This is a genomic window from Thiohalocapsa sp., assembly GCF_022340605.1.
In the GTDB taxonomy this organism is placed as follows: Bacteria; Pseudomonadota; Gammaproteobacteria; order Chromatiales; family Chromatiaceae; genus Thiohalocapsa.
The window spans coordinates 1-24657 of the sequence record NZ_JAJDNQ010000164.1 but is presented as its reverse complement, the minus strand read 5'-3'; the positions used below and the strand labels follow the sequence as shown (position 1 = coordinate 24657).

20 protein-coding genes and 1 pseudogene are annotated in these 24657 nt (G+C 70.6%); 12 read left to right on the top strand and 9 right to left on the bottom strand.

Features of this window, described 5'->3' with window-relative positions; genetic code table 11:
• Window positions 1-106: 106 nt before the first annotated feature.
• The 4 genes from LJE69_RS20155 to LJE69_RS20140 all read left to right on the top strand — a co-directional run bounded on the left by LJE69_RS20155 (window position 107) and on the right by LJE69_RS20140 (window position 5483).
• Entirely contained in the window at window positions 107-640 is a 534-nt protein-coding gene (locus LJE69_RS20155; RefSeq protein ID WP_296927859.1) for an RDD family protein, read from the top strand.
• A 14-nt stretch (window positions 641-654) separates the two neighbouring features.
• Window positions 655-1293 carry an MBL fold metallo-hydrolase gene (locus tag LJE69_RS20150; RefSeq protein ID WP_296927858.1) on the top strand — a complete coding sequence of 213 codons (639 nt, stop codon included), beginning with the start codon at window positions 655-657 and terminating at the stop codon, window positions 1291-1293.
• 106 nt (window positions 1294-1399) lie between these two features.
• Window positions 1400-2302 (top strand): hypothetical protein, encoded by a 903-nt coding sequence (locus LJE69_RS20145; RefSeq protein WP_296927857.1) that lies wholly within the window; start codon window positions 1400-1402, stop codon window positions 2300-2302.
• 322 nt (window positions 2303-2624) lie between these two features.
• Window positions 2625-5483: a DUF349 domain-containing protein gene (locus LJE69_RS20140; protein WP_296927856.1), complete on the top strand. Its 2859-nt coding sequence runs from the start codon at window positions 2625-2627 to the stop codon at window positions 5481-5483.
• Window positions 5484-5766: 283 nt separating this feature from the next.
• On the opposite strand, the gene LJE69_RS20135 is transcribed toward LJE69_RS20140, so the two are convergent.
• The 3 genes from LJE69_RS20135 to LJE69_RS20125 all read right to left on the bottom strand — a co-directional run bounded on the left by LJE69_RS20135 (window position 5767) and on the right by LJE69_RS20125 (window position 9068).
• Window positions 5767-6042, bottom strand: coding sequence for a hypothetical protein (locus tag LJE69_RS20135; RefSeq protein WP_296927855.1), 276 nt, complete (start codon window positions 6040-6042; stop codon window positions 5767-5769).
• 175 nt (window positions 6043-6217) lie between these two features.
• Complete coding sequence (locus LJE69_RS20130; protein ID WP_296927854.1) at window positions 6218-6829, bottom strand: thioredoxin family protein; 612 nt, start codon at window positions 6827-6829, stop codon at window positions 6218-6220.
• Window positions 6830-6884: 55 nt separating this feature from the next.
• On the bottom strand, window positions 6885-9068 hold the full coding sequence (locus tag LJE69_RS20125) for a thioredoxin family protein (RefSeq protein ID WP_296927853.1): 2184 nt from the start codon (window positions 9066-9068) through the stop codon (window positions 6885-6887).
• 860 nt (window positions 9069-9928) lie between these two features.
• On the opposite strand from LJE69_RS20125, the gene LJE69_RS20120 reads away from it, so the two are divergent.
• The 7 genes from LJE69_RS20120 (at window position 9929) to LJE69_RS20090 (ending at window position 19961) form a co-directional block, all read left to right on the top strand.
• Entirely contained in the window at window positions 9929-10720 is a 792-nt protein-coding gene (locus LJE69_RS20120; RefSeq protein WP_296927852.1) for a DUF2189 domain-containing protein, read from the top strand.
• A gap of 127 nt (window positions 10721-10847) precedes the next feature.
• The gene (locus tag LJE69_RS20115; RefSeq protein WP_296927851.1) at window positions 10848-10997 is read left to right on the top strand and encodes a hypothetical protein; all 150 of its coding nucleotides are present in this window, start codon (window positions 10848-10850) and stop codon (window positions 10995-10997) included.
• A 68-nt stretch (window positions 10998-11065) separates the two neighbouring features.
• Entirely contained in the window at window positions 11066-11317 is a 252-nt protein-coding gene (locus LJE69_RS20110) for a cysteine-rich CWC family protein (protein WP_296927850.1), read from the top strand.
• Window positions 11318-11585: 268 nt separating this feature from the next.
• Complete coding sequence (gene sthA / locus LJE69_RS20105) at window positions 11586-12983, top strand: Si-specific NAD(P)(+) transhydrogenase (protein WP_296927849.1); 1398 nt, start codon at window positions 11586-11588, stop codon at window positions 12981-12983.
• Window positions 12984-13033: 50 nt separating this feature from the next.
• A complete protein-coding gene (locus LJE69_RS20100; RefSeq protein ID WP_296927848.1) occupies window positions 13034-13384 on the top strand; it encodes a hypothetical protein in 351 nt (116 codons plus the stop codon).
• Entirely contained in the window at window positions 13375-13656 is a 282-nt protein-coding gene (locus LJE69_RS20095) for a type II toxin-antitoxin system RelE/ParE family toxin (protein ID WP_296927847.1), read from the top strand. The genes LJE69_RS20100 and LJE69_RS20095 overlap by 10 nt, the downstream gene beginning before the upstream one ends.
• A 194-nt stretch (window positions 13657-13850) precedes the next feature.
• A complete protein-coding gene (locus tag LJE69_RS20090; RefSeq protein ID WP_296927846.1) occupies window positions 13851-19961 on the top strand; it encodes a DUF3320 domain-containing protein in 6111 nt (2036 codons plus the stop codon).
• A 990-nt stretch (window positions 19962-20951) separates the two neighbouring features.
• Here LJE69_RS20090 and LJE69_RS20085 read toward each other — a convergent pair.
• A complete protein-coding gene (locus LJE69_RS20085; RefSeq protein ID WP_296927845.1) occupies window positions 20952-21254 on the bottom strand; it encodes a histidine kinase in 303 nt (100 codons plus the stop codon).
• 85 nt (window positions 21255-21339) lie between these two features.
• On the opposite strand from LJE69_RS20085, the gene LJE69_RS20080 reads away from it, so the two are divergent.
• On the top strand, window positions 21340-21624 hold the full coding sequence (locus LJE69_RS20080) for a hypothetical protein (protein ID WP_296927844.1): 285 nt from the start codon (window positions 21340-21342) through the stop codon (window positions 21622-21624).
• 175 nt (window positions 21625-21799) lie between these two features.
• On the opposite strand, the gene LJE69_RS20075 is transcribed toward LJE69_RS20080, so the two are convergent.
• The 5 genes and pseudogenes from LJE69_RS20075 to LJE69_RS20060 form a co-directional block, all read right to left on the bottom strand.
• Window positions 21800-22288 (bottom strand): formylglycine-generating enzyme family protein, encoded by a 489-nt coding sequence (locus LJE69_RS20075; protein WP_296927843.1) that lies wholly within the window; start codon window positions 22286-22288, stop codon window positions 21800-21802.
• A gap of 73 nt (window positions 22289-22361) precedes the next feature.
• Window positions 22362-22586: pseudogene (locus LJE69_RS21045) on the bottom strand (formylglycine-generating enzyme family protein); the annotation flags it as partial.
• A complete protein-coding gene (locus LJE69_RS20070) occupies window positions 22583-22981 on the bottom strand; it encodes an SUMF1/EgtB/PvdO family nonheme iron enzyme (protein WP_296927842.1) in 399 nt (132 codons plus the stop codon). The gene LJE69_RS20070 and the pseudogene LJE69_RS21045, both read right to left, overlap by 4 nt.
• Window positions 22982-22991: 10 nt before the next feature.
• Window positions 22992-24041 (bottom strand): reverse transcriptase domain-containing protein, encoded by a 1050-nt coding sequence (locus LJE69_RS20065; RefSeq protein ID WP_296927841.1) that lies wholly within the window; start codon window positions 24039-24041, stop codon window positions 22992-22994.
• Window positions 24031-24540, bottom strand: coding sequence for an HRDC domain-containing protein (locus tag LJE69_RS20060; protein WP_296927840.1), 510 nt, complete (start codon window positions 24538-24540; stop codon window positions 24031-24033). Before LJE69_RS20060 ends, LJE69_RS20065 begins: the two co-directional genes overlap by 11 nt.
• Window positions 24541-24657: the final 117 nt, after the last annotated feature.

Genomic DNA, 24657 nt, shown 5'->3' with positions numbered 1-24657 from the left:
GCGCCCGCCGGCGCGAGCCTGGGAAGGGCACCGCAGGACCGCCCGCCGCGGCCTTCGGTGCAGCAAATCAATGACAATGAGATTGATTCTCCCGCACACTAACGCAATGATCGACTCTGCAACAAACCTCTCGACGGCCGGCGCCACGGCGCCCGTGGCCGATGCCGGCCCGGGCCCGAGCAACACCCGCGACGACACCCGCGCCCCCGGCCTTGCGCGCCGGCTCGCCACCATGCTCTACGACCTGCTGTTGGTGTCCAGCGTCGTGTTCGTAGCCGCCGCGCTGTTCTACACCGGCTTCACGCTCGTCACCGGCAGCGAGTCCATCACCGGCGCCGCGCGTACGCTGTTCCAGATCTACCTGCTGGCGGTAATCGTCGGCTATTACGTCTACTTCTGGACCGGCGGCCGGCAGACCCTCGGCATGCGCTCCTGGCGGACTCGCTTGGTGCGCGCCGATGGCGGTCCGCTGAGCGCCGCCGACGCGCTGCGCCGGCTTGCGCTGGCGGCACTGACCCTGCTGCCCCTCGGCGCCGGGCTGCTGTGGGTCCTGTTCGACCGGGACCGCCTCGCCTGGTACGACCGCCTGTCGCGCACCCGCCCCGTGGTGCCGGCCAGACCCGGCCATCAGGGCGGCTGAGGCGCTGCACCGCAATGGACTATCGCATCATCCCCGTGACGCCGTTCCGGCAGAACTGCACGCTCCTGCGCTGCCCGCAGACACGCGCCACGGCCATCGTCGACCCCGGCGGCGAGCCCGAGCGCATCATCGCGGCGCTGAACCAGATGGATGCCGAGCCGGCCATGATCCTGCTCACGCATGGCCACCTCGACCACGTCGGCGCCGCGCCGCCACTGGCCCGGCGGCTCGGCCTGCCCATCATCGGCCCGCACCCGGACGACGCCTTCTGGTTCGATGCACTGCCGCAGCAGGCGCAACTGTTCGGCTTTCCATCGCAACCGGCCTTCCGCCCGGACCGTTGGCTCGACGACGCCGAGACCATCGACCTCGGCCACCGGCAGCTCGAGGTTCTGCACTGCCCCGGGCACACGCCCGGCCACGTGGTGCTGTTCGACGCCGATGCCCGGCTCGCCCAAGTGGGGGACGTGCTGTTCGCCGGCGGCATCGGCCGCACCGACTTCCCGCGCGGCAGCCACGCACAACTGATCAACTCCATCCGCGAGCGGCTATTTCCGCTCGGCGACGACGTGCGCTTCATCCCCGGCCATGGGCCCATGAGCACCTTCGGAGAGGAACGCCGCACAAACCCCTTCATCGGCACGCACGGCTAGCACATCGGCTGACACCCCAGCGCCGCCTGCGCATGTCCGCCAGCGACATGGTGCGGGATTGGCCCGAGGGGTCCATACTGGAGTAAAGACCAAGCCGAGAACGTAGATGCCCAAGACCGACTGGAGCGAGCGCAACGCGCCCACGCCACGCCAGCCCTGGCGAATGCCGCCGCATGCGGCCACCGACGGCGAGCACGCCGGCGACGTCGGCAAGTCCAAGCGCACCGCGCGCGCCCGCAATCAGAATCAGCCCCCCGCCGGCAAGCCGAAGAAGCACTTCGTCGAGCCCTACCCCTATACCGCGGAGCAGCGCAAGACCGTTTCCGAGGCGCTTGCCGACTGCGGGCTCGGCGACGCCACGGCGCGCGAGATCTTCATCGGCGCCATCGCCTACGACCTCGCGGTACTGAAGGCGGCGCTGGCCACTCGGACCGAGCCTCAATCCGTGGCGGAGCCCCCCCCGGCCGCGGCCAAGATCGCCGAGCGACAACCGCTGGCGACGCGAAGCGGCTCCCAGGCCGAGCGCCAACTCGCCGAGCGGGCGCAGGCGCTGCTGCAGGCACTCGATGCCCTGGACGAGCCGGCGTGCGCCGCCCTGCTGTCCGCCCTCACGGGCTCGGACCCGTTTCGGCGCGACTACGGACCGGCCTACCTGGGGGCCTTGCAGGTCGAGGTCAGCCGCATCGCCCGCGCGGCCGCGGCGATCGCCGGCGCGACCACCGGGGATGCCGGGCCCAGCGAGCCGGCCCGCGGCGAGCCTGAACCGACACCGCCACGGCGCAAGCCAGCAACGGCCCGTGGCAAGCGGTCCGCGCCGGCCGCCGACGAAAAGAGCGCCCTCGGCTTCATCCGCCATGCCGCGTCGGTCTACGAACAGTGCTTCGATGCCGGTCCCGACCCGGCGCCGGACGCCGCTTTCGCCCGGATGCTGAAGGCCGTCGCCGCCGCCACGGACATCGCCATCCCCACCGACAGTCAGCTGCTCCGGCGTGCACTGGAGCAACGCTGAGCGGGAACTTCCACGCGCCAGAGACTGGACAGCTATTCGGCGTACGTTGGGTTGGCGCAGCGTAACCCGACGTTGGGTGTCGGTAAGCCATTGATTGTCTGGTTACGCTATCGCCAACCCGACCTACGATCCGCTCGATTTCGGCATTGCGACCGAAACGTGCCCAATCGCGCCAGGGCGGGCACTGACAACCCATCACCGCCGCCCGGCCGACCGCTGCCGCGACATCGATCCGGCGCCGCGCGGCGCGGTTCAGATGGCTCCATCCCAACGGCCCCGGCTCCGCTACAATTGACTGCTTTGCGTCGCCGCCGGTCCGCCGATGTTCTTCAAGCAACTCCTGGACAAGACCCGCAGTCGCCGCGTGCCCGACGCGGCCGAGCTCATCGAGGCCGCCCGCAGCGCCCCTGACGTCGCGGCGCGCCGCGACGCCTGCCGCGCCCTGGTGCAGCTCGACGTGCTGTGGGCCGTCGCCAGCGACGATACCGACCCGGGCGTCCGCGACCTCGCCGGTGCCCGCTTTCGCAGGCTCCTGTGCGGACTCGACGAGCAGGCGCCGCCCCTCGCCGAGCGCAGCGCCCTGGTGGCCGGGCTCGACGACGCCGCCCTGCTCGCGCATGTCGCCCAGCACGGTGTCGAGCCGGAGCTGCGCCGCGGCGCCATCGACCGCCTGCATGACCCCTTGCTGCTCGCCGCCTGCGCCATCGACGACCCACGCGCGACCAACCGCCAGGCCGCCGCCGAGCGTATTCACGACCGCGCCGCGCTGGAAGCGGTGCAGAAGCGCATCGGCAACCGCGACAAGGGCGTCTACCGCCTGGTCAAGGAGCGGCTCCGAGCCATCACCGAGGCCGAAGAGCGCCCGCAACGTCTGCGCGCCGAGGCAGACGCCGTCTGCGAGAAGCTCGCGCGCCTGGGCCGTTTCGACAACTGGACCCAGGACCAGGCCCTGTTGCAGCATCTCGACCGTGAGTGGGAGCAGATCGCGGCCGAACTCGGCGCCGAGCTGGATGCAGAGCGCCGGGAGCGCCGCCAGCAATTGCGCGACGACTTCCGCGCCCGCTACGACGCCTACGCCCGCGCGCACGCGGCACAGCTCGACGCGGAGCGGGCGCGCGCCGCCGCTGCGGCACAGCGTGCGGACCTGATCCAGGCGTTGCACGCCTGCACGGAGCTCGACGACGCCGACGCCTTCGGCGCGCGCCTCGCGGACATCGAGCGCGACTGGCAGGCCGCCGATCCGGGTGCGGCCACGGCCGAGCAGCGGCGCACCTACGGCGAAGCCCTGGCCGCGGCCCGCACCCACGGCGAGCGACTCGGCACCGAGCGCCGGCGGCACCAGGCCGCGGAGCAACTGCGCCGTGATGCCGAACAGGCACTCGCGGACGGCGAGCTGGATCAACGCCGCGTGCAGGCCTGCACGCGGCGCCTGGAAACCCTGGAGGCCGCGGGCACCGTGCCCGAGGCTACCCGAGCGGCCGTGGCCGGGCTCGGCGCGCGGTTCAAGAAACATCGCGAGCAAGTGCGGCGCAAGCTGGACACGCTGCCGGAGCGCCTGACCGAGCTGGAGGGTTACCTCGCCGACGGGCGGCTCAGGCAGGCCGAACCGATCTATCAGAGCATCCGGGCGACCCTGGAGCAGGCGCACGACGCCGGACTGCCCGCCGCCGATAGCGCTGATACCGAGACCCGGCTGAAGGGCCTCGCCCCGCAGCTCAAGGAGCTGCAACGCTGGCGTCGCTGGGGCACCGATACCCACCGGCAAGCGCTGTGCGAGGAGATCGAGCGCCTCGCCGCTGACACCGGGCACGAGTTGGAGCCCCTCGCCAACCGGCTCGCGGAGCTGCAGGACGCGTGGCGCGCGCTGGACCGCAGCGGCACACCGGCACACGAGGCGCTCTGGCAAAGTTTCCGCGCGGCGGCAGATACCATCCGCGAGCGCTGCCGGCCCTTCTACGAAGCCCAATCCAAGATCCGCGCCGCCACCCGCGAGCAGCGCCAGGCCCTGTGCGAGCGGCTGGAAGCCTTCCTGGAGCAGGTCGACTGGGAGCGCATGGACTGGAAGAAGGCCATGCGCGCCGAGCGCGAGATGCGCCGCGCCTGGGCCGCGCTCGGCCCCGAGGCCGGCGCCACCGGCGGCGGGCGTCGCGGCGGGCAACGCCCGCTGGAGGGTCGCTTCCGCAAGTCGCTGCGCCGCCTGGACGAGGCGCTCGATGCGGAGCGCGCGCGCAACCTCGCCGAGCGCCGCGAGCTCATCAGCCAAATGCAGGTGCTCGCCGACGAGCCCGACCTGCGCGCCGCCATGGAATCCGCCAAGGCCCTGCAACGCCGCTGGCACCCCACGGTCACCGGCCGTAAGCGCGACGAGAACGCCCTCTGGCAGGAGTTTCGGGCCGCCGCGGACGTCGTCTTCTCCCGTCGCAACGCCGAGCAGAATGCCCGCCACGCGGAGCTGAACGCCAACCTGGCGACACGGTCGAGCATCTGCGAGGCCCTGGCCAAAGTCGCCGAGCAGGCCGAAGACGCCGAGGCCCTGCGGGCGGCGCTGCGCGAGCAGCAACGCCAATGGCACGATACCGATGCGCTGCCGCTGCCCAAGCCCGCCATCCAGGCGCTGCGCCGGCGCTGGCGGGAGACCCTGGACGCCGCGGAACGCCGGCTCGATGCGCTGGCCGCGCAGGCGCGCTGGTCGGCGCTGGACAACATCCGCCGGCGCGCCGACTGGTGCGACACCACCGCACAACGCTTGGCGCAGGCCGACGCGGGCGCCACCGACCAGGCCGCTTTGCGTGCCGAGTGGCAGGCATTGCCCAACCTCGACGACGGCGACCTCGTCGAGCGCCTGGACCAGGGGCTGGCGCTGATCCTCGCCGCCGCCGGCGGCGACGCAGATGCGCTGGACGGGCTGCGAGCGCAGATGCAGCGGGCCAAGCAGCAGCGCGAAGACCTTTGCCTGCGCCTGGAGATCGCCGCCGGCGTGAGCTCACCGCCCGAGCTGGAAAGCGCGCGCATGGCGCTACAGGTGCAACGCCTTAAGGCGCGCATGGGCCACGGCGAGGATGGCACGCACGTCGAGGACGTTTGGACGCTCTTGCGGGAGTGGTACCTGCTGGCACCCGCGGCGACAGCGCCGGACCTGGAGGCACGCCACGAGGGCGTGCGGCAGGCGTTGCGGCCTTGAGAGCCTGCGGCGCTTGCGTGCGCCGCGTCACCCGGTCAGGGGCATTCGCCTCGGCTGAGACACCGGCCGGTGGCTCGCTGCGGAAATTCCGAGGCCGGGCTCCCTCGTGGTCGTGGTCGTAATCGAATATCCGGAAGGTTGCGACCACGATGACGACAACGACAACGTACTGAGACGGTCTTGGGACTTGCGCAGTGTTGAGCCATTCGCCCCCGGGTGGTGCACACGGAACGCAGGGAGCCGTCGGTGCGTCCCGTGTGCGACACGGCCTGGTCCGGTACCGTCAGCTCCGCACGGCACCGGCGCGGGTTGCGTCGGGTACTTCCTGGAGCTCGCCCGTCTTGACGTCGTAGATGTAGCCGTAGATGGGGATATCGCCCGGCACCAGCGGATGGTTGCGGATGCGGGTCACGTCCTCCACGACGCTCTGGGCATTGTCGGCTATGGTCAGCCAATCGATGTATTTGCCCTCGGTGGAGCCGGGGCCGTTACCGGAATCGTGCCACCCCGATGCATCCACAGTGGCCGTCTTCAGGCTACTGGCCAAGAGACCGCGCATGACCTCGGTGCCCTGTCAGGTCGGTTCTTGGTCTGGCGGCGACGCCCAGGTGACGACGCCACGCAGTGGGATGGGGACGATGAGGGCGCAATCCGAGCAGCGGGGGCGGTTTTGGATTGCTCGCGCCGCTGCGGGCAAGCGCCCTGCCTCGGCAACCGCCGGCCATCCCCTCGGCTCAATACTTGACCGAGCAGCCGTAGGGCCGCGTTACCGGCATGCCCACCGGCCGGCCGGCGGCGCGGTCCGCCATGGCCAGGCGCACGTAGTTCCGGGCGCCTTCGACGTCGGCGAGATCCGTGCTGGGCCTGTCGTCGATGCCGCCCATGTAGACCAGGATGCCCTGCTCGTCGATGATGAACATGTGCGGCGTTGTGCGCGCGCCATAGGCCCTGCCAATGGTGCCTCGGGGATCCAGCAGCACGGCCGTCGGCGCCGCGTCACGCGACTTCGTCAGCGCATCCGCTTCGGCCGGACTCACGTTCCCCTGCTTGCCGGGCGCGGAGGAGATCACCGACAACCACACGTAGCCGGCGGCGGTGGCAGCCTTCTGCAGCGCCTGCATGTTGCCGGACCCGTAATGCTTCCGCACGTAAGGGCAGTCGTGGTTGGTCCACTCCAGGATCACCGGCTGGCCCGCGAGCCGCGCGAGATCCCAGGTCTTGCCGGTGGTGTCGGTGCCGGTGAAGGCCGGCGCCGGCTTGCCCACCTCGGGTGCAGCGGCGGCGGGCAGCGCGAGCAACAGGGTCGTCAGTGCGATTAGGGTGGCGATGCCGGGCAGTCGGAGCATAGTACGACCTCGTCGGGTTGGGTTGGCGACAGTCTTGCGGCGGTGCGCCGGGCGGTCAGCCGGCGCCGATGCGGTCAAGCACGACGGTCTCGGTCAGCACCTGCGGCAGCACGCGCGGCTCGCCGCCGGGCGGATAGAACACGTAGATGGGCACGCCATTGCGCCCGAATCCCGCCAGATAATCGGTGATGGCGGCGTCGCGGTTGGTCCAGTCGCCCTTGAGGTACAGAACATCCTGCTCGGCGAAGGCGCGGGCGACGGCGGCCCGGCGCAGCGCCACGCGCTCGTTCACCAGGCAGGTGATGCACCACGCGGCGGTCATGTTGACGAACACGGGGCGGCCGTCGGCCCGGGCCGCGGCCAGCTTGGCGGCTGAATAGGGCTCCGCCGCAAGCGCGGACCGCGCGGCGGCCGGCCGCGAGACGGTGCCGGCGTCCGTGCGATCCCCCGTCGCCTGCATGGCGCCGACGCCGAGCCAGAGTGCCGCGGCCAGACCGAGCACCGCCGCGCCGGCACCCACGCGCGGCCAGGGTGCGCGGGCGGTGCGCGTGCGCTCCTGCACCCATAGCGCGAAGGCGAGCACCAGTGCGCCCGTGAGCGCACGGGCGAGGCCCGAGGGACCGCTCTGCACGGCCAGCACCCAGAGCAGCCAGGCGGCGGTCGCGAACATCGGGAAGGCCAGCGCCTGCTTCAGCGTCTCCATCCAGGGGCCGGGGCGCGGCAGCGCGCGCGCCAGCCGCGGCCACGAGGCGAGCAGCAAGAAGGGCAGCGCCATGCCGAGCCCGAGGGCCAGCACGACAGCGAGCGCCCCGGGCCAAGGCACGGTCATCGCGTAGCCCAGCGCGGCACCCATGAAGGGCGCGGTGCACGGCGCCGCCACCAGCGCGGCCAGCGCGCCGGTGGCGAAGGCGCCCTTGTGGCCCGTCTGCTGGTCCGTACCGCCGCCGATGCCCATCAGACTGGTGCCGAGCGTGAAGGCGCCGGCCAGGCTCATGCCCAGCACCAGGAACAGATAGGCCATCAGGGTCACGAACAGCGGCGACTGCAACTGGAAGCCCCAGCCAACGGCGGTGCCGGCGGCGCGCAGCACCAGCAGCAGCAGGCCCAGCCCGAGGAAGAACACGAGCACACCGCTGGCATAGGCGAGGCCGTGCAGCGCCCGCGCGCGGAACCGGGCACCACCCTGCCCGGCCAGTCCGAGCGCCTTGATGGCCAGCACCGGGAACACGCAGGGCATCAGGTTCAGCAGCAGACCGCCCAGCAGCGCGAAGCCGAGCGCCAGCGCCAGGCCGCGGACAACGCCGGCGCCGCTCGTCTGCGGCAGCGCCGGCAAGGCTTTGGCAGCGTCGTCCCCTGGCCTGGCGCCAGGCTTGGTACCGGCGTCGATGCGCAGGCCGATGTCCGCCCCGCCGCCGCGGATCTTCAGCAGCCCCGTGGCCGGCGCCGACGCGGCGACCTCGCCGGGCACCAGGTCCAGCGACAGAACGTCGGCGCCGTCCACGTCCGACAGCGTCCAGCCCTGCCCGGCAGCATGGCTGACGAGGCCCCATTCATATGGAAAAAAATAGACCTCGTCGATGCGACCCGGCAGCGCCGCCGCCGGCACGCGAAGCGTCAGCGCGTCCTCGCCGCGGTCGAGCGTCGCGGCGACGACACCGGCGCGTGGGAGCCTTTCACGGGCGGACTCGAACAGCCGCACCGTATGCACATGCGAGGGGCCTGCCGATGGGTCGATCGCCGTCGCCAGCGTCAGCTCGAAGTGGCCCCGCTCCGGGATGCAGGCCTCGTCGCACACCAGCCAGGTGGCCTCCGCGGCAACGCGGACGGGCTCGCCCGCCGGCCAGCCCGCGGGCACCGAGAGCGCCACCAGATGCACGGCCCGGCCCGAGTAGCCGTAGTTCACCAGCGGTCCGACGGGAATCGGCTCGGGCAGCGGCCAGCGGATGGGTCCCGCCGTGACCCCGTCGGGGAGGTGCCAGCGGATGCGCGGCGGCTCGCCGGAGTCGCCCGGGTTGCGCCAATAGGTGTGCCAGTGCGGCCGAATGTCCAGCACCAGCGCGAGATCGAGCGCCCCGCCCGGCGCTACGCTGGACCGCTCGGCCAGCAGCCGGGCGTGGACATTCTCGGTGATGACGGGGCCAGACGCGGCCGGGTCGTCGAAGACAGCGGCGTCGATGGACGGCCCGGCGATCGACGCCGGCACCGCCGCCAGCCAACCCGCCAACAGCAGACCTGGCATCGTCAGCCGCCAAGCGCGCATCGCCAGCACGCGCATCGAGACCGGGACTGCAAGGTGCGACATCAGTGCCGGCGGCGCCGGGCGCTGGGCTGCCGCTGGGAGCTCAGCACAGGGCGCACCATCAGCACAGGGCGCACCAAACGATGTCACGCGCACGGAAGGCTCTATTGCGTGTTGCTGTCTCGATCATGGCAACCTAGTGCAGCGTTTCTCCCAACTTTGCTTTCGTTGTCGTTGTCGAGTATCCGATTACGACCACGACCACAACCACGAGCACGAGCACGAGCACGAGCACGAGCACGAGCAGAGTGTTCCACCAGGTTCCTCGACTCTCCGGCCCCCACCTGGGTTGACGCCTGCAAAATTGGCTGAAACGGGGCACTAGGCGCCCCGAACACACCCTCGCAACACACCCTCGCAGCCGCGGTTATGCGGCTACGCCGCTCCCCGATCAAGCGCCGGGCGGCGATGCCAGCGCGCAAGGGCCGGCTGCTGCCGACAGGCAAATCCGCACAAACGCGCGATCATATAGCGGTAAGTTACTAGACGTACACCGTTTATCCCCCGATTGCACGCCGTTGCATCGGGTTGCGTTTTATCAATTTTTTATGCACTCTCCGCTTGCCTTGGATTGGATTTGTCGATAGACAGCCTTGCCGTTTTGGCATCGACACCAGACGACGCTGCGTCCACCCGGCGGCTCGACGCTCGAGCGCCGGCGCATCGGGCAAAGCCAAGCACGACAACACGTAAGCGAAACCATCAGGGGGCTCGCGGGACGCCACGGCCGCGTTCTGCAAGATCTCGCTGCCCGCCCTGAACAGACTTGCTGAACAGACCGTCCTCGGGAGGACACTGCCATGACCGAAACCATCGTTGCCGAGCAGCACGCGCGGCCGGAAGCCATCCGCGTCAACCGCGTCACCCTCGACCAGCCCTGGGAGTGGCTGGACAAGGGCTGGCACGACATGATCAGTGCGCGCCGCTACAGCCTCACCTACGGCGCCGTCATCGTGCTGCTTAGTGGGCTCATCACCCTCGGCTTCATGGTCGAGGGGCTCACCTTCATGGTGCCCTTCATGATCGCCGGCTTCTTCCTGCTGGCACCGATCATCGGCCTCGGGCTGTACCAGATGAGCGCACACCTGGAACGGGGCGAGCCCCTCCACTTCTGCCACTTCCTGGAGGCCTGGCGGCACAACCAGGGGCAGCTCGGTGTCATCACCGCCGCGCTCATGATCATCATGCAGCTGTGGATCATGGCCAACTTCGTGCTCTTTGCGCTGCTCTACGACGGCATGGACCCGCCGCTAGAGAACTTCGTCGGGACCGTCTTCCTGTCCGGCGAGCACAACACCTTCGCCTTCGCGAGCATCACCGTCGGGTTCGTGCTCGCCTGGGTCGCCTACGCCATCAGCGCCATCTCGGTGCCCATGCTGATGGACCGCAACGTGGACGGCTTCACCGCCATCCGCACCAGCGTCACGGCCGTGGTGCAGAACTGGCAGGCCATGACCCTGTGGGCCGCGCTCATCGTCATGTTCATCGCGCTCGGCCTCATGTCCTTCTACATCGGGCTGTTCATCGCCATGCCGCTGGTGGGCCATGCTACCTGGCATGCCTATCGGGATATCGTGCCGCACGACGATTGACGGCTTCGGCCGCCGCAGCCTTGGTCATAACTCCGTCGAGAGCCATGACCCCGTGGGAGCGGCGTCCCCGCCGCGATTGGACGCTCGTCGCGCCGAGGACGGCGCTCCCACGGCGGCGGACGAACTCATGATCGCCGCCGCCTCTCGCCGCCGGCCATGGACGGGCCGGCGGCGAGCGGGTCAATCGGGCACGGTGTTGTTGAAGGTGCTCGATTCCGAATTCGGTCCCGATCCCGATTTCGATCCCGATTTCGATCCGGGCATTGAATTGGCTTGAATCGACCTCGCGGCACCGTCAGCTTCTCGGCACCACAGATTCCACGTGCGCAAGCCCACGGGTGACCGATGAGCGACATGACCCAACCCGATCCTGCCGAGCTGACGTCCGGCCCCAAGACCTGCGCCCGCTGCGGCGCAACCTTCGTTTGCAAAGTAGACGACTTGCCTCACTGCCAGTGCGTCGGCGTCAGCCTGTCGCCGGACCTGCTGACCAAGCTGCATGACACCTACAGCGACTGCCTCTGCTCACGCTGCCTGAAGGAGCTCGCCGGCAAGGAGCGCGACGGCGACGTGACGCTCACCGAAGGCGCCATCTGACGGCGCCACTCCAGCCGGGCGGGCGCGTCGCCCATCACCGCCGACTCGGTGCAGCGCCGCGGGCAGGCCGTCGCGTGGACGAGGCCTAAAGACGGTGAAAGGATTGCCCGCAACCCCGAAAGCGAGCGGATCGTAGGCCGGGTTAACGGGGCACTAGAGTGGACCACCGGCGCCGGCATCCGCCGCATCGGCCCTTCTCGCCCGGGGCCAGAGCCGCTCCGACGCTGTGATAACCTGCCCCTTTGAGTGCCCGGGGTGAACAAAGGCCATGGCAGTACGCGCGTTCGACAGCATCATCATCGGCGCCGGGCCCGCCGGCGAGGGAGCGGCCATGAAGCTCGCCAAGGCGGGCCAGCGGGTCGCCGTCGTCGAGGCCCACAACCAGGTGGGCGGCGGCTGCACGCACTGGGGCACCATCCCGAGTAAGGCGCTGCGCCACTCCATCCAGATGCTGGCGGACTACCGCCGCAACCCGCTCTTCCACCACACCCTGGACCAGGTGGACGTGGAGTTTCCTGACCTGCTGCGCGCCGCGGACGCGGTCATCGACCACCAGGTGCGCACCCGCTACCGCTACTATCAGCGCAACCGCGTCGAGGTCGTCTTTGGCCGGGCACGCTTCGCGGATGCCCACGGCGTCGACGTCACGCGCCCGGACGGCGCCCGCGAGACGCTCACGGCCAAGCACATCGTCATCGCCACCGGCTCCAGCCCCTATCACCCACCGGACGTAGACTTCGGTCACCCACGGGTGCTCGACAGCGACTCCATCCTGGGGCTCCAGCACACGCCGCGCAGCATGACCATCTACGGCGCCGGGGTCATCGGTTGCGAGTACGCGTCCATCATGAGCTACCTGGACGTGAAGGTGAACCTGGTCAACACCCGCGACCGGCTGCTCAGCTTCCTGGACGACGAGATCACCGACGCCCTCTCCTACCACCTGCGCGAACAGGGCGTCATCATCCGCCACGACGAAACCTACGAGCAGGTGGAGCCCACCGACGACGGCGTCGTGCTGCACTGCCGCTCCGGCAAGAAGCTCAAGACCGACGTGCTGCTCTGGGCCAACGGGCGCAGCGGCAACACCGCGGACATGGGACTGGACGCCATCGGGCTCGAGCCCAACAAGCGCGGCCAACTGGAGGTCAACGACAGCTACCAGACGGCGCTGGCGCACATCTATGCCGTCGGCGACGTCGCCGGCCCGCCGGCGCTCGCCAGCGCCAGCTACGATCAGGGCCGCTTCGTCGGGGCCCACATCGCCGACGGCGAGTGCGACTGGAAGCTCATCGAGGAATTCCCTACCGGCATCTACACGGTGCCGGAGATCAGCTCCGTCGGCCGCACCGAGCGCGAGCTCACCGCCGACCAAATCCCCTACGAGGTCGCCCAGGCCAACTTCAAGGCCATCGCCCGCGCCCACATCACCGGCCACACCGTCGGCATGCTGAAGATCCTGTTCCACCGCGAGACGCTGGAGATCCTCGGCATCCACTGCTTCGGCGAGCAGGCCTCGGAGATCATCCACATCGGCCAGGCCATCATGCGCCAGCCGCCGCCCGCCAACACCATCCAGTACTTCGCCGAGACCACCTTCAACTACCCCACCATGGCGGAGGCCTACCGCGTCGCGGCGCTGAACGGGCTGAATCGGTTGTTCTAGCGGCAGCGGGATGTTAGGTTGCGCTCATCGCAACCCGAGGAGGATGCTCAGTGTCCACGACCATCGGTCTCAAGCTCGACGACGAAACCCGAGCCCGCCTCCAGCGGCTCGGCGAGTCCCGTGATCGCTCGCCGCACTGGCTGATGAAAACGGCCATCGTCGCTTTCCTCGACCGCGAGGAGCGCATCGAGCGGGAGCGGCTGGAGGACGAGCAGCGCTGGCAGCACTGGGTCGAGACCGGCGCCCACATCGATCATGACGACATGGTCGCCTGGCTGGACGGACTCGGCGCACACGCCGACCGCGTGGCGGGCCAACGCTATGCCGCGGACAGCGGCGCGGAAACCCGATCCGGTCAGCCCCGCTCCGCTGTCGCCGACGAGCCCGGCGAATGGCGCTGATCTGGCTGCCGGAAGCCAAGGCCGACATCCAGCGCCTGTTCGACTTCCTGGTCGACGTCAATCCAGCCGCCGCCGGCAAGGCGGTTCGCGCCATCCGCGACGGCGCCAACCGGCTCCACGGCCACCCCCACCTCGGCCGCCCGATGGACGACGGCCTGCGCCGCGAGCTGTTCCTGCCCTTCGCCGGCGGCGCCTACATCCTGCGCTACCGCCTGGAGGGCGACACGGTCGTCATCGTCCGCGTCGGGCACGGGCGGGAGCAGCGGGACTGAGTGTCACGAGGCAGCGGCCGCGCGATGTCGCGAGGCACGCGGCGCGCACGGGTTGCCGCCCACCGACCCCGGGGCTACCATCAGAGCGCATCGTGTGCGGCATTGCCGCCGCGACCACGGCTCGTCGTTGACAAGGCGCGTATCGGCTGGCCAACAACGGCCGCGCACTCACTCGCCCATGGAACCCACTGTCAATGACTGACCAAGCCGGTCCCCAGCCCGTGTCTCAGCCCACCCTGTCCATCGACTGCGCAGCGCGCATCACCTTCGCCTCGGCGCAGAACGCGGTACCCATGCTGCGCGCCATCGAGATCCATCACGACGGCGACGCCCCGCTGCACGACCTGACGCTGGCATTGCAGGCACGGCCGCCCTTCTGCCGCGCAAAGCGCTGGCATATCGACCACATTCCGCCGGGCGGCAAACTGTCCGTCGGCGACCGCGAGCTGACCCTGGATTTGGACTTTCTGGCCCGCCTCAACGAGGCGGAACAGGGCCAGCTCATCTGCACCCTGAACCGCGACGAGGCAGCGATCGCCGAGCAGGTGGTGCCGGTGGAGATCCTGGCCCGCGACCAATGGGGCGGTCTCGGCGACATGGCCCAGTTGCTCGCCGCCTTCGTCCTGCCGAACGACCCGGCGGTGGCGCCGCTCCTCAAGACCGCCTCGCGGCTGCTGGAACAAGCCGGTCATTCGGGCGCGCTCGACGGCTACCAGACCGGCGACCCCGCCCGCGCCTACATGCTCACGGCCGCCATCTGGTCGGCGGTGACGGGTCTGGGGCTCACCTACGCCGAGCCACCGGCGTCGTTTGAGCGGACGGGACAGAAGGTCCGCGACCCGGGGCGCATCGCAGACGAGGGTCTCGCCACCTGTCTCGACAGCGCGCTGCTGTTTGCCGCCGCAATCGAAGCGGCCGGCTTGCACCCGGTGGTGATCTTCACGGCGGGCCACGCCTTCGCGGGCGTGTGGCTGGTGAACCGCACCTTCACCTCGGTGACAGAGCCGGACATCACCGAGCTGCGCAAGGCCATCGCCGGCCACGAGTTGCTGGTCTTCGAGACCACACTGGCGACCCAACGCCCGGTCGCGGGCTTCGAGCAGGCGGTGGAGCGCGGCAAGATCCAGCTCGACGAGGCCCGCGAGGCCAGCTTCGACCAGGCCATCGACATCAGCCGCGCGCGCGCCGCCCGCATTCGCCCGCTGGCGAGCCACCGCGAGCGCCAGGCGCAGGCCATCGCTGCCACCGCCGAGGTCGCACCCGCCACCCTGCCGCAGGCACCGGACTTCGGCCTGCTGCCCGGCGAGCAGACCGAGGAGCTGCCGGCTACGCCCCAGGGCCGCATCGAGCGCTGGCAGCGCAAGCTGCTGGACCTCTCGCTGCGCAACCGACTGCTCAACTTCGCCGACACCAAGCAGACTGTACCCTTCGTCTGCCCGGACGTGCCCCGACTGGAAGACCTGCTGGCCGCGGGCAAGAAGCTCCGCATCATCTCGCTGCCGGACGAGAACCCCATCGGCCAGCGCGACGCGGAATTGCACCGGGAGCAGACCGGCGAAGACATCACGCGAGCCTTCGCGCTTGCGGCACTGGACCGCGGCGAGGTCTGCGTATCGCTCGGCGGGCGCGACATGGCAGCGCGGCTAACGACCCTGTTCCGCAAGGCCAAGAGCGATCTCGCCGAGGGCGGCACCAACACCCTCTTCCTCGCGGCCGGCTTTCTGCGCTGGAAGAAGCGCGCCGAAGATGAGCGAGTTTATCGCGCCCCTTTGCTGCTGCTGCCGGTCAAGCTGGAGCGGCGCTCCTCGCAGTCGGTGTTCTTCCTGTCGCACCACGAGGACGACGTGCGCATCAACGCCACGCTGCTCCAGTTCCTCGAGCGCGACTTCGGTCTCCGCATCCCGCTGCAGGACGGCGAGCTCCCCACCGACGACCACGGCATCGACCTGCCGCGCACCTTCGCGATGCTGCGCCACGCGGTGCGCGACGTGCCCGGCTTCGAGGTGGTGGAGGAGCTGGCGCTGTCCACGTTCTCATTCGCCAAGTACCTGATGTGGAAGGACCTGGTGGACCGTACCGACAGCCTGCGCCAGAACCGGCTGGTGCGCCACCTGATCGACTCTCCAGAGACCCCCTTCGCCGTCGGCAATGGCGACTTTCCGGAGCCCAAGGACATCGACCGCCGGCACTCACCGGCGGAGCTGGTGACCCCGCTGCCGGCGGACAGCTCACAGCTCGCGGCCGTGGTGGCAGCGAGCCAGGGGCACGACTTCGTCGTCATCGGTCCGCCCGGCACCGGCAAGAGCCAGACCATCGCGAACATGATCGCCCACTGTCTGGCACACGGGAAAAGCGTGCTGTTCGTGGCCGAAAAATCCGCCGCGCTCGATGTGGTCTACCGGCGCCTGCGGCATTACGGTCTGGCGGACGCCTGCCTGGAGCTGCACTCCAGCAAGGCGGACCGCCGCTCCGTGATCCGTCAGCTCGGCGACGCCTGGGACCGCGCCGCGGAGGACGCGCGCCAGGAATGGGTCCGCATCACCGATCAGCTCGAGGTGCATCGCAACCAGCTCATGGCCTACGTCGAGGCCCTGCACGCCCCCGGCACACAGGGCTTCAGCGTATTCGAGGCCATCGGCCAGGTGGTCGGCAAGAAGCCCGCCTGCGAGCTGCGCTTCGCATCCCACGACGCCCACGATGCCGACAGCTTCCGGGCGCTGGAGGCGCTCGCTGCCGCGGCGGGGCGCACCTACCCGGTAATTGCGGAATGCCACGGGCTGGACTTCGTCACCCGCGACGACTGGTCCTTCGGCTGGCAGACGGAGCTTGCGTCGCGAGTGGGCGCGCTGCAAGCCGCGGCGCAAGCGCTCGCCGCCGCGGCCGAGGCACTCGCACGGACGCTCGGCCTGCCACCCGACCAGGCGTATCCGCGCCAACGCCTCCATGCACTCTCGCGCTTCACCGCCATCGCGGAGAAAACCGCCGGGCAGGAATTCCACATCGCGCTGCAACCGTCCGTCTCGGAGCTGCGGACCGGATTCGAGACGCTCGCCAGCAATCTGGACGCACTGCACCAGCACCGCCGGCAACTCGCCGCCGACTACCCGGATGCCGAGATCCCGCGCATCCCCGTCGACACCCTGGAGCAGGACTGGCGCGAGGCCGGCACCCGCTTCTGGCCCTTCTCGACAATGCGCCGGCGGCGCGTGCGCAAGCTGCTCCAAACCTACGCGAGCGCCGGCACGGCCAACCCGGCGACGGACCTGGCGCCGCTGCGCAGCATCCAGGCCGCCGTCGGTGCCATTGCGGCCAGCCCCCTCGCGGCACTGCCCGTCTTCAACGGTCCGAACACCGACATCGGCAACCTGCGCGGCTACTTGGCCGACGTCGGCGAGCTACGCGCCGCCATCAGCGGCCTGCTGGCCCTGAACCCGAACCGAGCGACACTGAAAGCCACGCTGGCATCGCTGCTGACGCCGAGCGGCGATGCGTCGCCTGCCAATCCCGCGCTGCGGGACTTCGCAGCCGCCACCATCCGCTTCGACGCGGCCCGGGACACGCTAGCCGAACACACCGGCGGCACCCCGGCCGACGACAGCCTGCATGCGCTGCAACAGGCCCTCGATACCCTGCGCGAGCAGCAGCACAGGCTCCAGGACTGGACCAAGTGGAGCGCCGTCCGCCGCCAGGCCATCGAGCGCGGCCTGGAGCCGCTGATCACCGCGCTGGAAGACGGGCGCATCAGCGAAGCGGCCGCCGCCTTCCGCACCGCCTATCTGCACTGGTGGCTGCCGCTCGCCCTCGACGCGAGCCCGGTGCTGCGCGGCTTCGCCCACTGGGAGCACGAGGACCGCATCGCCCGCTTCCGCGCGCTGGACGACGCCATGCAGCGCCTCGCCTCCGCCCAGGTGCGCCACGCGGTGGCCCACGACCTGCCGCCGCGCGACGGCGTCGCCCGCCGCTCCGAGCTCGGCACCCTGCGCCACCAGCTCGGCCTGCAGCGCCCAAGCATCTCCATTCGCCGACTCATCGCGGAGATGCCGGAGAGCTTCACCCAGCTCACGCCCTGCGTGCTGATGTCGCCGCTGTCCGTCGCGCAGTACCTCCCGCCGGACCATGCCCAATTCGACATGATCGTCTTCGACGAAGCCTCGCAGATCACCACCTGGGACGCCGTCGGCGCCATCGCCCGCGGCACCCAGTCCATCATCGTCGGCGACCCCAAGCAGCTGCCGCCCACCAACTTCTTCGGCCGCAGCAATGACGACGAAGACGCAGAACTTGAGGTCTTCGAAAAGGACCTGCCCAGCATCCTCGACGAGGCCGCCGCCGCGGGCCTGCGCACGCACCAGCTCGACTGGCACTATCGCAGCCGCGACGAGGCACTGATCGCCTTCTCCAACCACCACTACTACGGCAACCGGCTGATCACCTTCCCGTCGCCGAGCACCGGCGCCGACGCGCTGGTCCGGCACCGGGTGGACGGCGTCTACGCCCGCGGCAGCGGCCGCACCAACGCCGTCGAGGCCCGGGCCGTCGTGGACCTCGTCCAGCAGCGGCTGACCGCGTGGCTGAGCCTGCCCGAGACCGAGCGGCCGACGCTCGGCGTCATCACCTTCAACGCCCAGCAGCAGGAGCTGATCCTCGACCTGCTCGACGCCGCCCGCCGCGACACCCCGGCGCTGGACTGGTTCTTCGACGACGAGCGCGAGGAGCCCGTCATCGTCAAGAATCTGGAGAACATCCAGGGCGACGAGCGCGACGTCATGCTCTTCTCCATCACCTTCGGCCCGGACCAGGCCGGCAAGATGACCATGAACTTCGGCGCCGTGAACGGCAACGGCGGCGAGCGGCGCCTCAACGTCGCCATCACCCGCGCCCGCGCCGAGCTGCACGTCGTCACGTCCTTCGACGCCGACCAGATCGACCTGACCCGCACCAAGGCCCTCGGCGTCGCGCATCTGAAAGGCTTCCTCGACTACGCCGCCCGCGGCCCCATCGCCCTGCCGGCCATGGACCGGGGCTCCGTCGGCCCCGCCGAGAGTCCGTTCGAGGAGGCCGTCGCCGACGCGCTGCGCCAGCGCGGCTGGGAGGTCCGCACCCAGATCGGCGTCTCCGGCTTCCGTATCGATCTCGGCATCGTCCACCCCGACCGCGCCGGCGCCTACCTGGCCGGCATCGAATGTGACGGCGCCACCTACCACAGCGCCGCCTCGGTGCGCGACCGCGACCGCATCCGCGAAGAAGTGCTGCGCAACCTCGGCTGGGAGATCCTGCGCATCTGGTCCACCGACTGGTTCCGGCAGCCGGTCGATGCCCGCGAGCGGGTGGATGGACGGTTGCGGGAGCTACTGCATGCGACGCGGGCGCGGCTGGAGGCGGAACGGCAGGCGGCGAAGGCGGCCTCCGGGTTAGATCAGGCGGACGCCGCCGCTGCGCCGGCCGGCGACGAGCTGGCGCCCGGCACTGCCACCGGCACTGCAACTAGCGCCGCGGATCGAGCCCTAGCCGAAGCCCCAACCGACAGCACCCCTCCCGCGCCTGGCGAAGAACCCCCACAGCCCGGCGCTCACGAGGACCGCCGGCGTCCCGCCGGCCACTGGGACCGCCGGCGTCTCGCCGGCCACCGGGAGCGCCGGCGTCCCGCCGGCGAATCCGACCGGCCGCCCGATGAAGAAGCCACGTCGGACCCTGCCGCGATCTCGAGCCCCGCCGAAGCGCTCATCGCACGCAACACTGGCGACACGGTTGCACCATCACCGGCGCACACCAGCCACCAGAATGCCGGCACCACCAACCAGCATGCCTACACCACGCCACCGCTCCCGCGCCCGGACCCGGACCGCTTCTACGCCCCCGACTACACCCCGACCCTGGAGCAGATCATCGCCGGCGTCGTCCAGCGCGATGGCCCCATCCGCGACGACCTCCTGGCCCGCGTCGTCTGCCGCGAGCACGGCTGGCAGCGCGCGGGCCGCCGCATCCGCGAGCGCATCCTCGACTGCCTCGGCGACAACGCGGTCCACACCGACGGCGACCGCGCCTTCATCTGGGCGCCCGGCACCTACGCGCCGCGCATCGCGTTTCGGCACGAACTGGAGCGGGGCGTATGGGAGGTGCCGAGCGAAGAGATGCTTGGGCTGATTGCGGCGCATCCGGAGTTGGCGGCAGCCGAGGATGCGGCGCGGGAGCTGGCGCGGTTGATGGGTATTGCGCGGGTCTCGGAGGAAGCCCGGGCGTTCTTGGAGGCCTGTTTGGCACGCTTTTCGACGGAATTCGGGCCAGGTGATACGCCGGCTCCATAATGACTCCGTCCGCGCCCGTGGGAGCGCCGTCCCCGGCGCGACAGGCATCCCCACGAATTGCGCCACGCCAGGCCGCTCGCCATCCGCACAGCCCCTTGAGAGCGCCGGCTTCCAGCCGGCTCGCCGCGCGCCCGGCTCGACGCCGGGTACGCGGCGTCAGGGCGCCGATACGCATGCAAGCCTCTGTCGAGGGGACAGATGGCTTGGAGACACCTCGGGTGTCCGTCCCACTTGAACGCAACCAACTATTCGCGGGCGAGGGCGCTCCGCCGACCGTCCCTCCCCCCACGTTGCCGCCGACTGCGCTGACGCCAGGGTGCAGCCGCGCCGTTGGCATGGCTCGCGGCGCACCGGCCGGTGGCACCCGGCTCCCGGCTCCCGGCAGCAGCGTCTTGCGAGACGCGCTCACGAGCAGACGAAAGGCGGCGCCGCGTCAGCGGCCGAGCAGATCGCGCAGTGCGCCGATCTGGCGCCGGGGCGCACGTCAGCCCGACGGCAGCAGGAGCGCCGCATCAGCGGAGGTCTCGCGGTCAAGCGACGGGGGCAGCAGCAGCATCGGCTGGGGCGGGCGAGCAGGAACCGAACACCAGCCGCGACATGCGCAACATCAGCACAGCACCAGTAGGCACGGACTCGCGAGCGAGCCGCTAACAGCACTCAACGCGGGCTGAGGTCGGTCAGGGGTCAGCGGTCGCGGGACGTGTCTCAATCCCCTTCATAACGGGTCAGCGGCCGGACCCCCTCGCCGAAAAATTAGTCCTTCAAATTCAAGCGGTTGATGTGTCTCCAAAAGCATACAGTTGTTGCCCCGAAAAGTTAGCTTCCAGCGTGACGCATTTCCCTGTCCTTTTGCGCAGTGGCGCGGGGTCCCAGCGCCCATGCCGCTCGGCGCGGTCACATGAAGTGTAATGCGCTGGGCGCGTGGGTCAAGACTCGGCTCTGCGCCGTTGATAACCGGGGGTGGGACGCGGCCGGGCGTCGGCGCTTGTCTCAGTGCACCAGCGCCGGCCGACGCTCATCGGCACACAGCCGCGCCAGCAGCTCGCCCCGCCCCACCAGCGCCAGCATCAGGGCGACGTCAAGCGGCTGGGCGCACCAGCCGTCCGCGTCGCGCGGGCATTCGGCCCAGGCGGCGCCGAAGCCGCCAAGCCCGTAGCGCTGGGCCTGGGGGTCGTCGAGCGGGGGGAAGTCGGCGGCGGCCGTTGAGCCGTGGAAGACGGCAATGCCGGCGGTGAGCCAGTCATTGGCCTCGGGCGTGGTGGGCGCGGGGATGTCGGCGCCGGGGTATTGCATGACGGGGTGCCGGGGTGGGCTCGCGGCTTGGGTCTGTGACCCGCGCATGCTACGGGGCACCTGCTCCCACCGCCATGGCGATTCGATGACGCTACCCCGCTTGCCCGATGAGCCGCTACGCCAGCCGCCGGGCAATCTGCCCGCGGACTTCCCGCCGGAGCGGTTCGACCTGGTGGCGTTCTGCGAGGGCTGCGGGCACTCGGCGGTGCTGCGCCGCGCAGCGTTGCCGCCGGGGCTGACGGTGCAGGAGATCCCGCCGTGGCTCAGGTGCTCGGCGTGCGGGCGGCGGCCGGGGCTGCTGCGGATCGTCTACACGGGCGCGGGTGGGTTTGCGCACTCGGGGGTGGCGGTGATTGCGGGGATGGGGTGAGGCGGCGCGGGACCACGCTGCCGCGGCACCGGCACAGCGGCATCTCCGCCGGCCGTCCTGGCGCCCGCTCCGCGCTGCGAGCGGGCGCCGGTCCGGCCCGATCCGCTCCGCGTGCCGGACCCGCGCCCGCTCGCAGCGCTCCGCTCGTCCTGACCTGACCTGGCCTGGCCTGAGCTCACGACTGAACTCGGGCGCAACGGAAGCCGAGGTCGCCGCTGCGGACGTCGGGGGGCCTGGTGAGGCGGTACGCGGAACGGCAGTACCGCGCGTCGCCGTACCAGGACCCGCCGCGGATGACCCGGCCCGCGCGGTCTTCGGATGGCCCGACCGGGTCGAGCTTCCAGTCGGCGTCATAGCGTCGCCGCCCGTCGGCACACCATTCCCAGACATTGCCGAGCATGTCGTACAGGCCCCAGGGGTTCGGGCGCTTGCGCCCGACCGGATGGGTGCCGGCCTTCCCCTCGGGATACTGCATGTCGGTGAGCCAACTGCGCTCCGCACCGTTGGCCAACTCGAAGCCGACGCTGCTGTTGCCGCCGTACCATGCGATGGGGTCCAGCGCCGGGGCGTTGGCGTCGCCAGAGATCTCCATCGGACCGGTGTAAAGGGCCGCGTCGGTGCCGGCGCGGCAGGCGTATTCCCATTGCGCCTCGCTGGGCAGCACCAGCCCGAGGCCGGGCTTGCCACAGGGCCTGGGTGCAGGGCGTGTCGAACAGCCAGAAGCCCTGGCTGGTGTAGACGGCGTGGTGGGGGCCTTCGTTGTCGAAGCGGCCGCGCTCGTCCTCCGGCGAGCCCATCTCGAACCGCCCCGGCGGAATCCAGCGCAGGCGTTGCGTCACCTCGGCGAGGGTGAAGGCAACGAAGACGCCGCGGCGGTCCTCGCCCCATTCGCTCGCCCAGGCCGGCGGGCAGCCGGTGACCAGGGGGTGCCAGGACGGGTCGATGCGCAGAGGGGGTGTCATCGCGGGTTGCTCGCGTATGGAAGGCGCCCCGCCGGCGAGTGCTCGCCCGTCTGCGCCGCAGTGCCGGCGGCTGCCGGGCACCGGTGGGATGCGCTGCTGCGCGGGCGCGGGCTACGAACGCACCGGGGGGCTTTGGGTTTTGCGACCACCCGCAAGGCGCCCGGAGGGCTTCCGGATTGCTCCCCGACGGCTTGGCGGGGCGGTCGCCGGGCGACGGTCTGTTCAGGTCCGCGCCGTCTGGCGCAGTCGTGAGCTCGGGCGCAACGGAAGCCGAGGTTGTTGTTGCGGTTGTCGGGTTGCCTGGTGTTGCGGTACGCGGAACGGCAGTTCTGCGCGTTGTCGTTCCAGGACCCGCCGCGGATGACCCGGTCCGCGCCGTTGGCGACCGTCGCCACCGCGCCGACGTTACAACGCCGCGAGCGGCCCGGCAAGGGGCGTGCGGCGCAACTGCTCGCGGCGCCAGTCGCCGGCAGCGGCGTGCAGGGTGATGCCCAGCGCGGCGCTGTACCCGGCCTGGAGGCCGAGGGCGTCGATCACGCCTTCGGCATAGAGCCGCTCCCAGTGGCGGCGGCGCCCGGCATAGCGATGCCTGCGCCGGCGCGAGAGCAGCAGGCGTCCGGGCAGCACGCGGTAGCCGCAGAGCATCACGCCGCCGGCGGTGCGCCCGACGAACGCCGGCTGCTTGACCGTCAGGTGGAGCGCGTCACCACAGTAAGCCCGGGCCGCGACAAGCGCCGCACGCGCCTCGGCGCGGCTGTCGCCCCACCAGACCAGGTCGTCCATGTAGCGCACCAGTCCGCGCACTCGGCATTGCTCCAGCAGCAGCCGGTCGAGCCCGCCGAGGTAAAAGTTGGCGAACTGCTGCGAGGTCAGCGCACCGATGGGGAGCCCGCGGCCCGGGGCGTCGGCGTCGGCGTGGGCGTGGGCGTGGGCGTGGGCGTGGGCGTCGATGATGCGCCCGAGCAGGGCGAGCAGGCCGGGGTCCCTGAGCTTGCGCGCGAGCAGCGCCTTGAGGATGCTGTGGTCGATGCTCGCGAAATACGCGCCGATGTCGATCTTGCACCACCAGGGCCAACGCCGGGCGTGGTGCTGCGCGCGCCGCACCGCGGCGAGGGTGCCCTTGCCGGTACGGCAGGCGTAGGTGTCGTCCACCAGGGCGCGGTCCAGCACCGGGCCGACATGGGCCATGATCGCCTGGTGCAGCACGCGCTCGCGGAAGCATGGCGCATGGATGGTACGCGGCTTTGGGTCGTGGATGCGGAAGCGACGGCCGCGTCCAACCGCCACGGTCCCCGCCAGGATGTCCGCCCGCAGTCGGGCGAGCTCGCCCTCCAGATCGGCCGCGAAGTGCTGCACCTCCGCCCGGTGGCGCTTGCCGAGGGCCGCGCGGTAGAAGGCTTCAGCGAGGTTGTGCCAGTCGGCGACCTCGCCCAAGGTGACGGCGCTACGGCGCACTTCCGCCACCCTCCCCGGGGCTTGCCGCAGCGGCGGGGGCAGCCGTCGCCCGCGCCGCGGCCAAGGCGTCGAGGAAGGTCCGCCCGTACTTGTCGATGCGTGCCGCGCCGATGCCTTGGATTTCGCCGAGATCGGCCAGGCTTGTGGCGGGCCGCGTCACGATGGCGGCGAGCTGTTCGTTGGTGAAGAGGTTGTAGGGCGGCACGCCCTCGCGCTCGGCGAGCTCCTTGCGCAGGGTGCGCAACTGCGCGTAGATCGCAAAGTCCGCTTCGCTCAACACCTCCCGGAAGTCCACCTTGCCGCGCTTGGGGGCCGCCGCCGTGTCGGTGGCGCTGCCGGCGGCCTCGTAGCCGACGCAGATGGCCCAGAGCAGGGTGCCGCCGTCCTGCCCGAGGTGCCGGTCGACCGAGAGGATGCGTTGGCTGCCGAGGAAGCGGTTCAGCTCATCGGCGGCGGCTTCGCCGCCGACGACGGGTATGGTGAAGAAACGCAGTTGCATGGGCTGCCGCCTTCAGTTCGGTTGCCGAGGTCGCCGCGCACGGGCGTCCGGTGCCCCGCTCCGCGATGCGAGCGGCTCCGGGTCCGGCCCGATCCGCGCCGCGGGCCGGACCCGGAC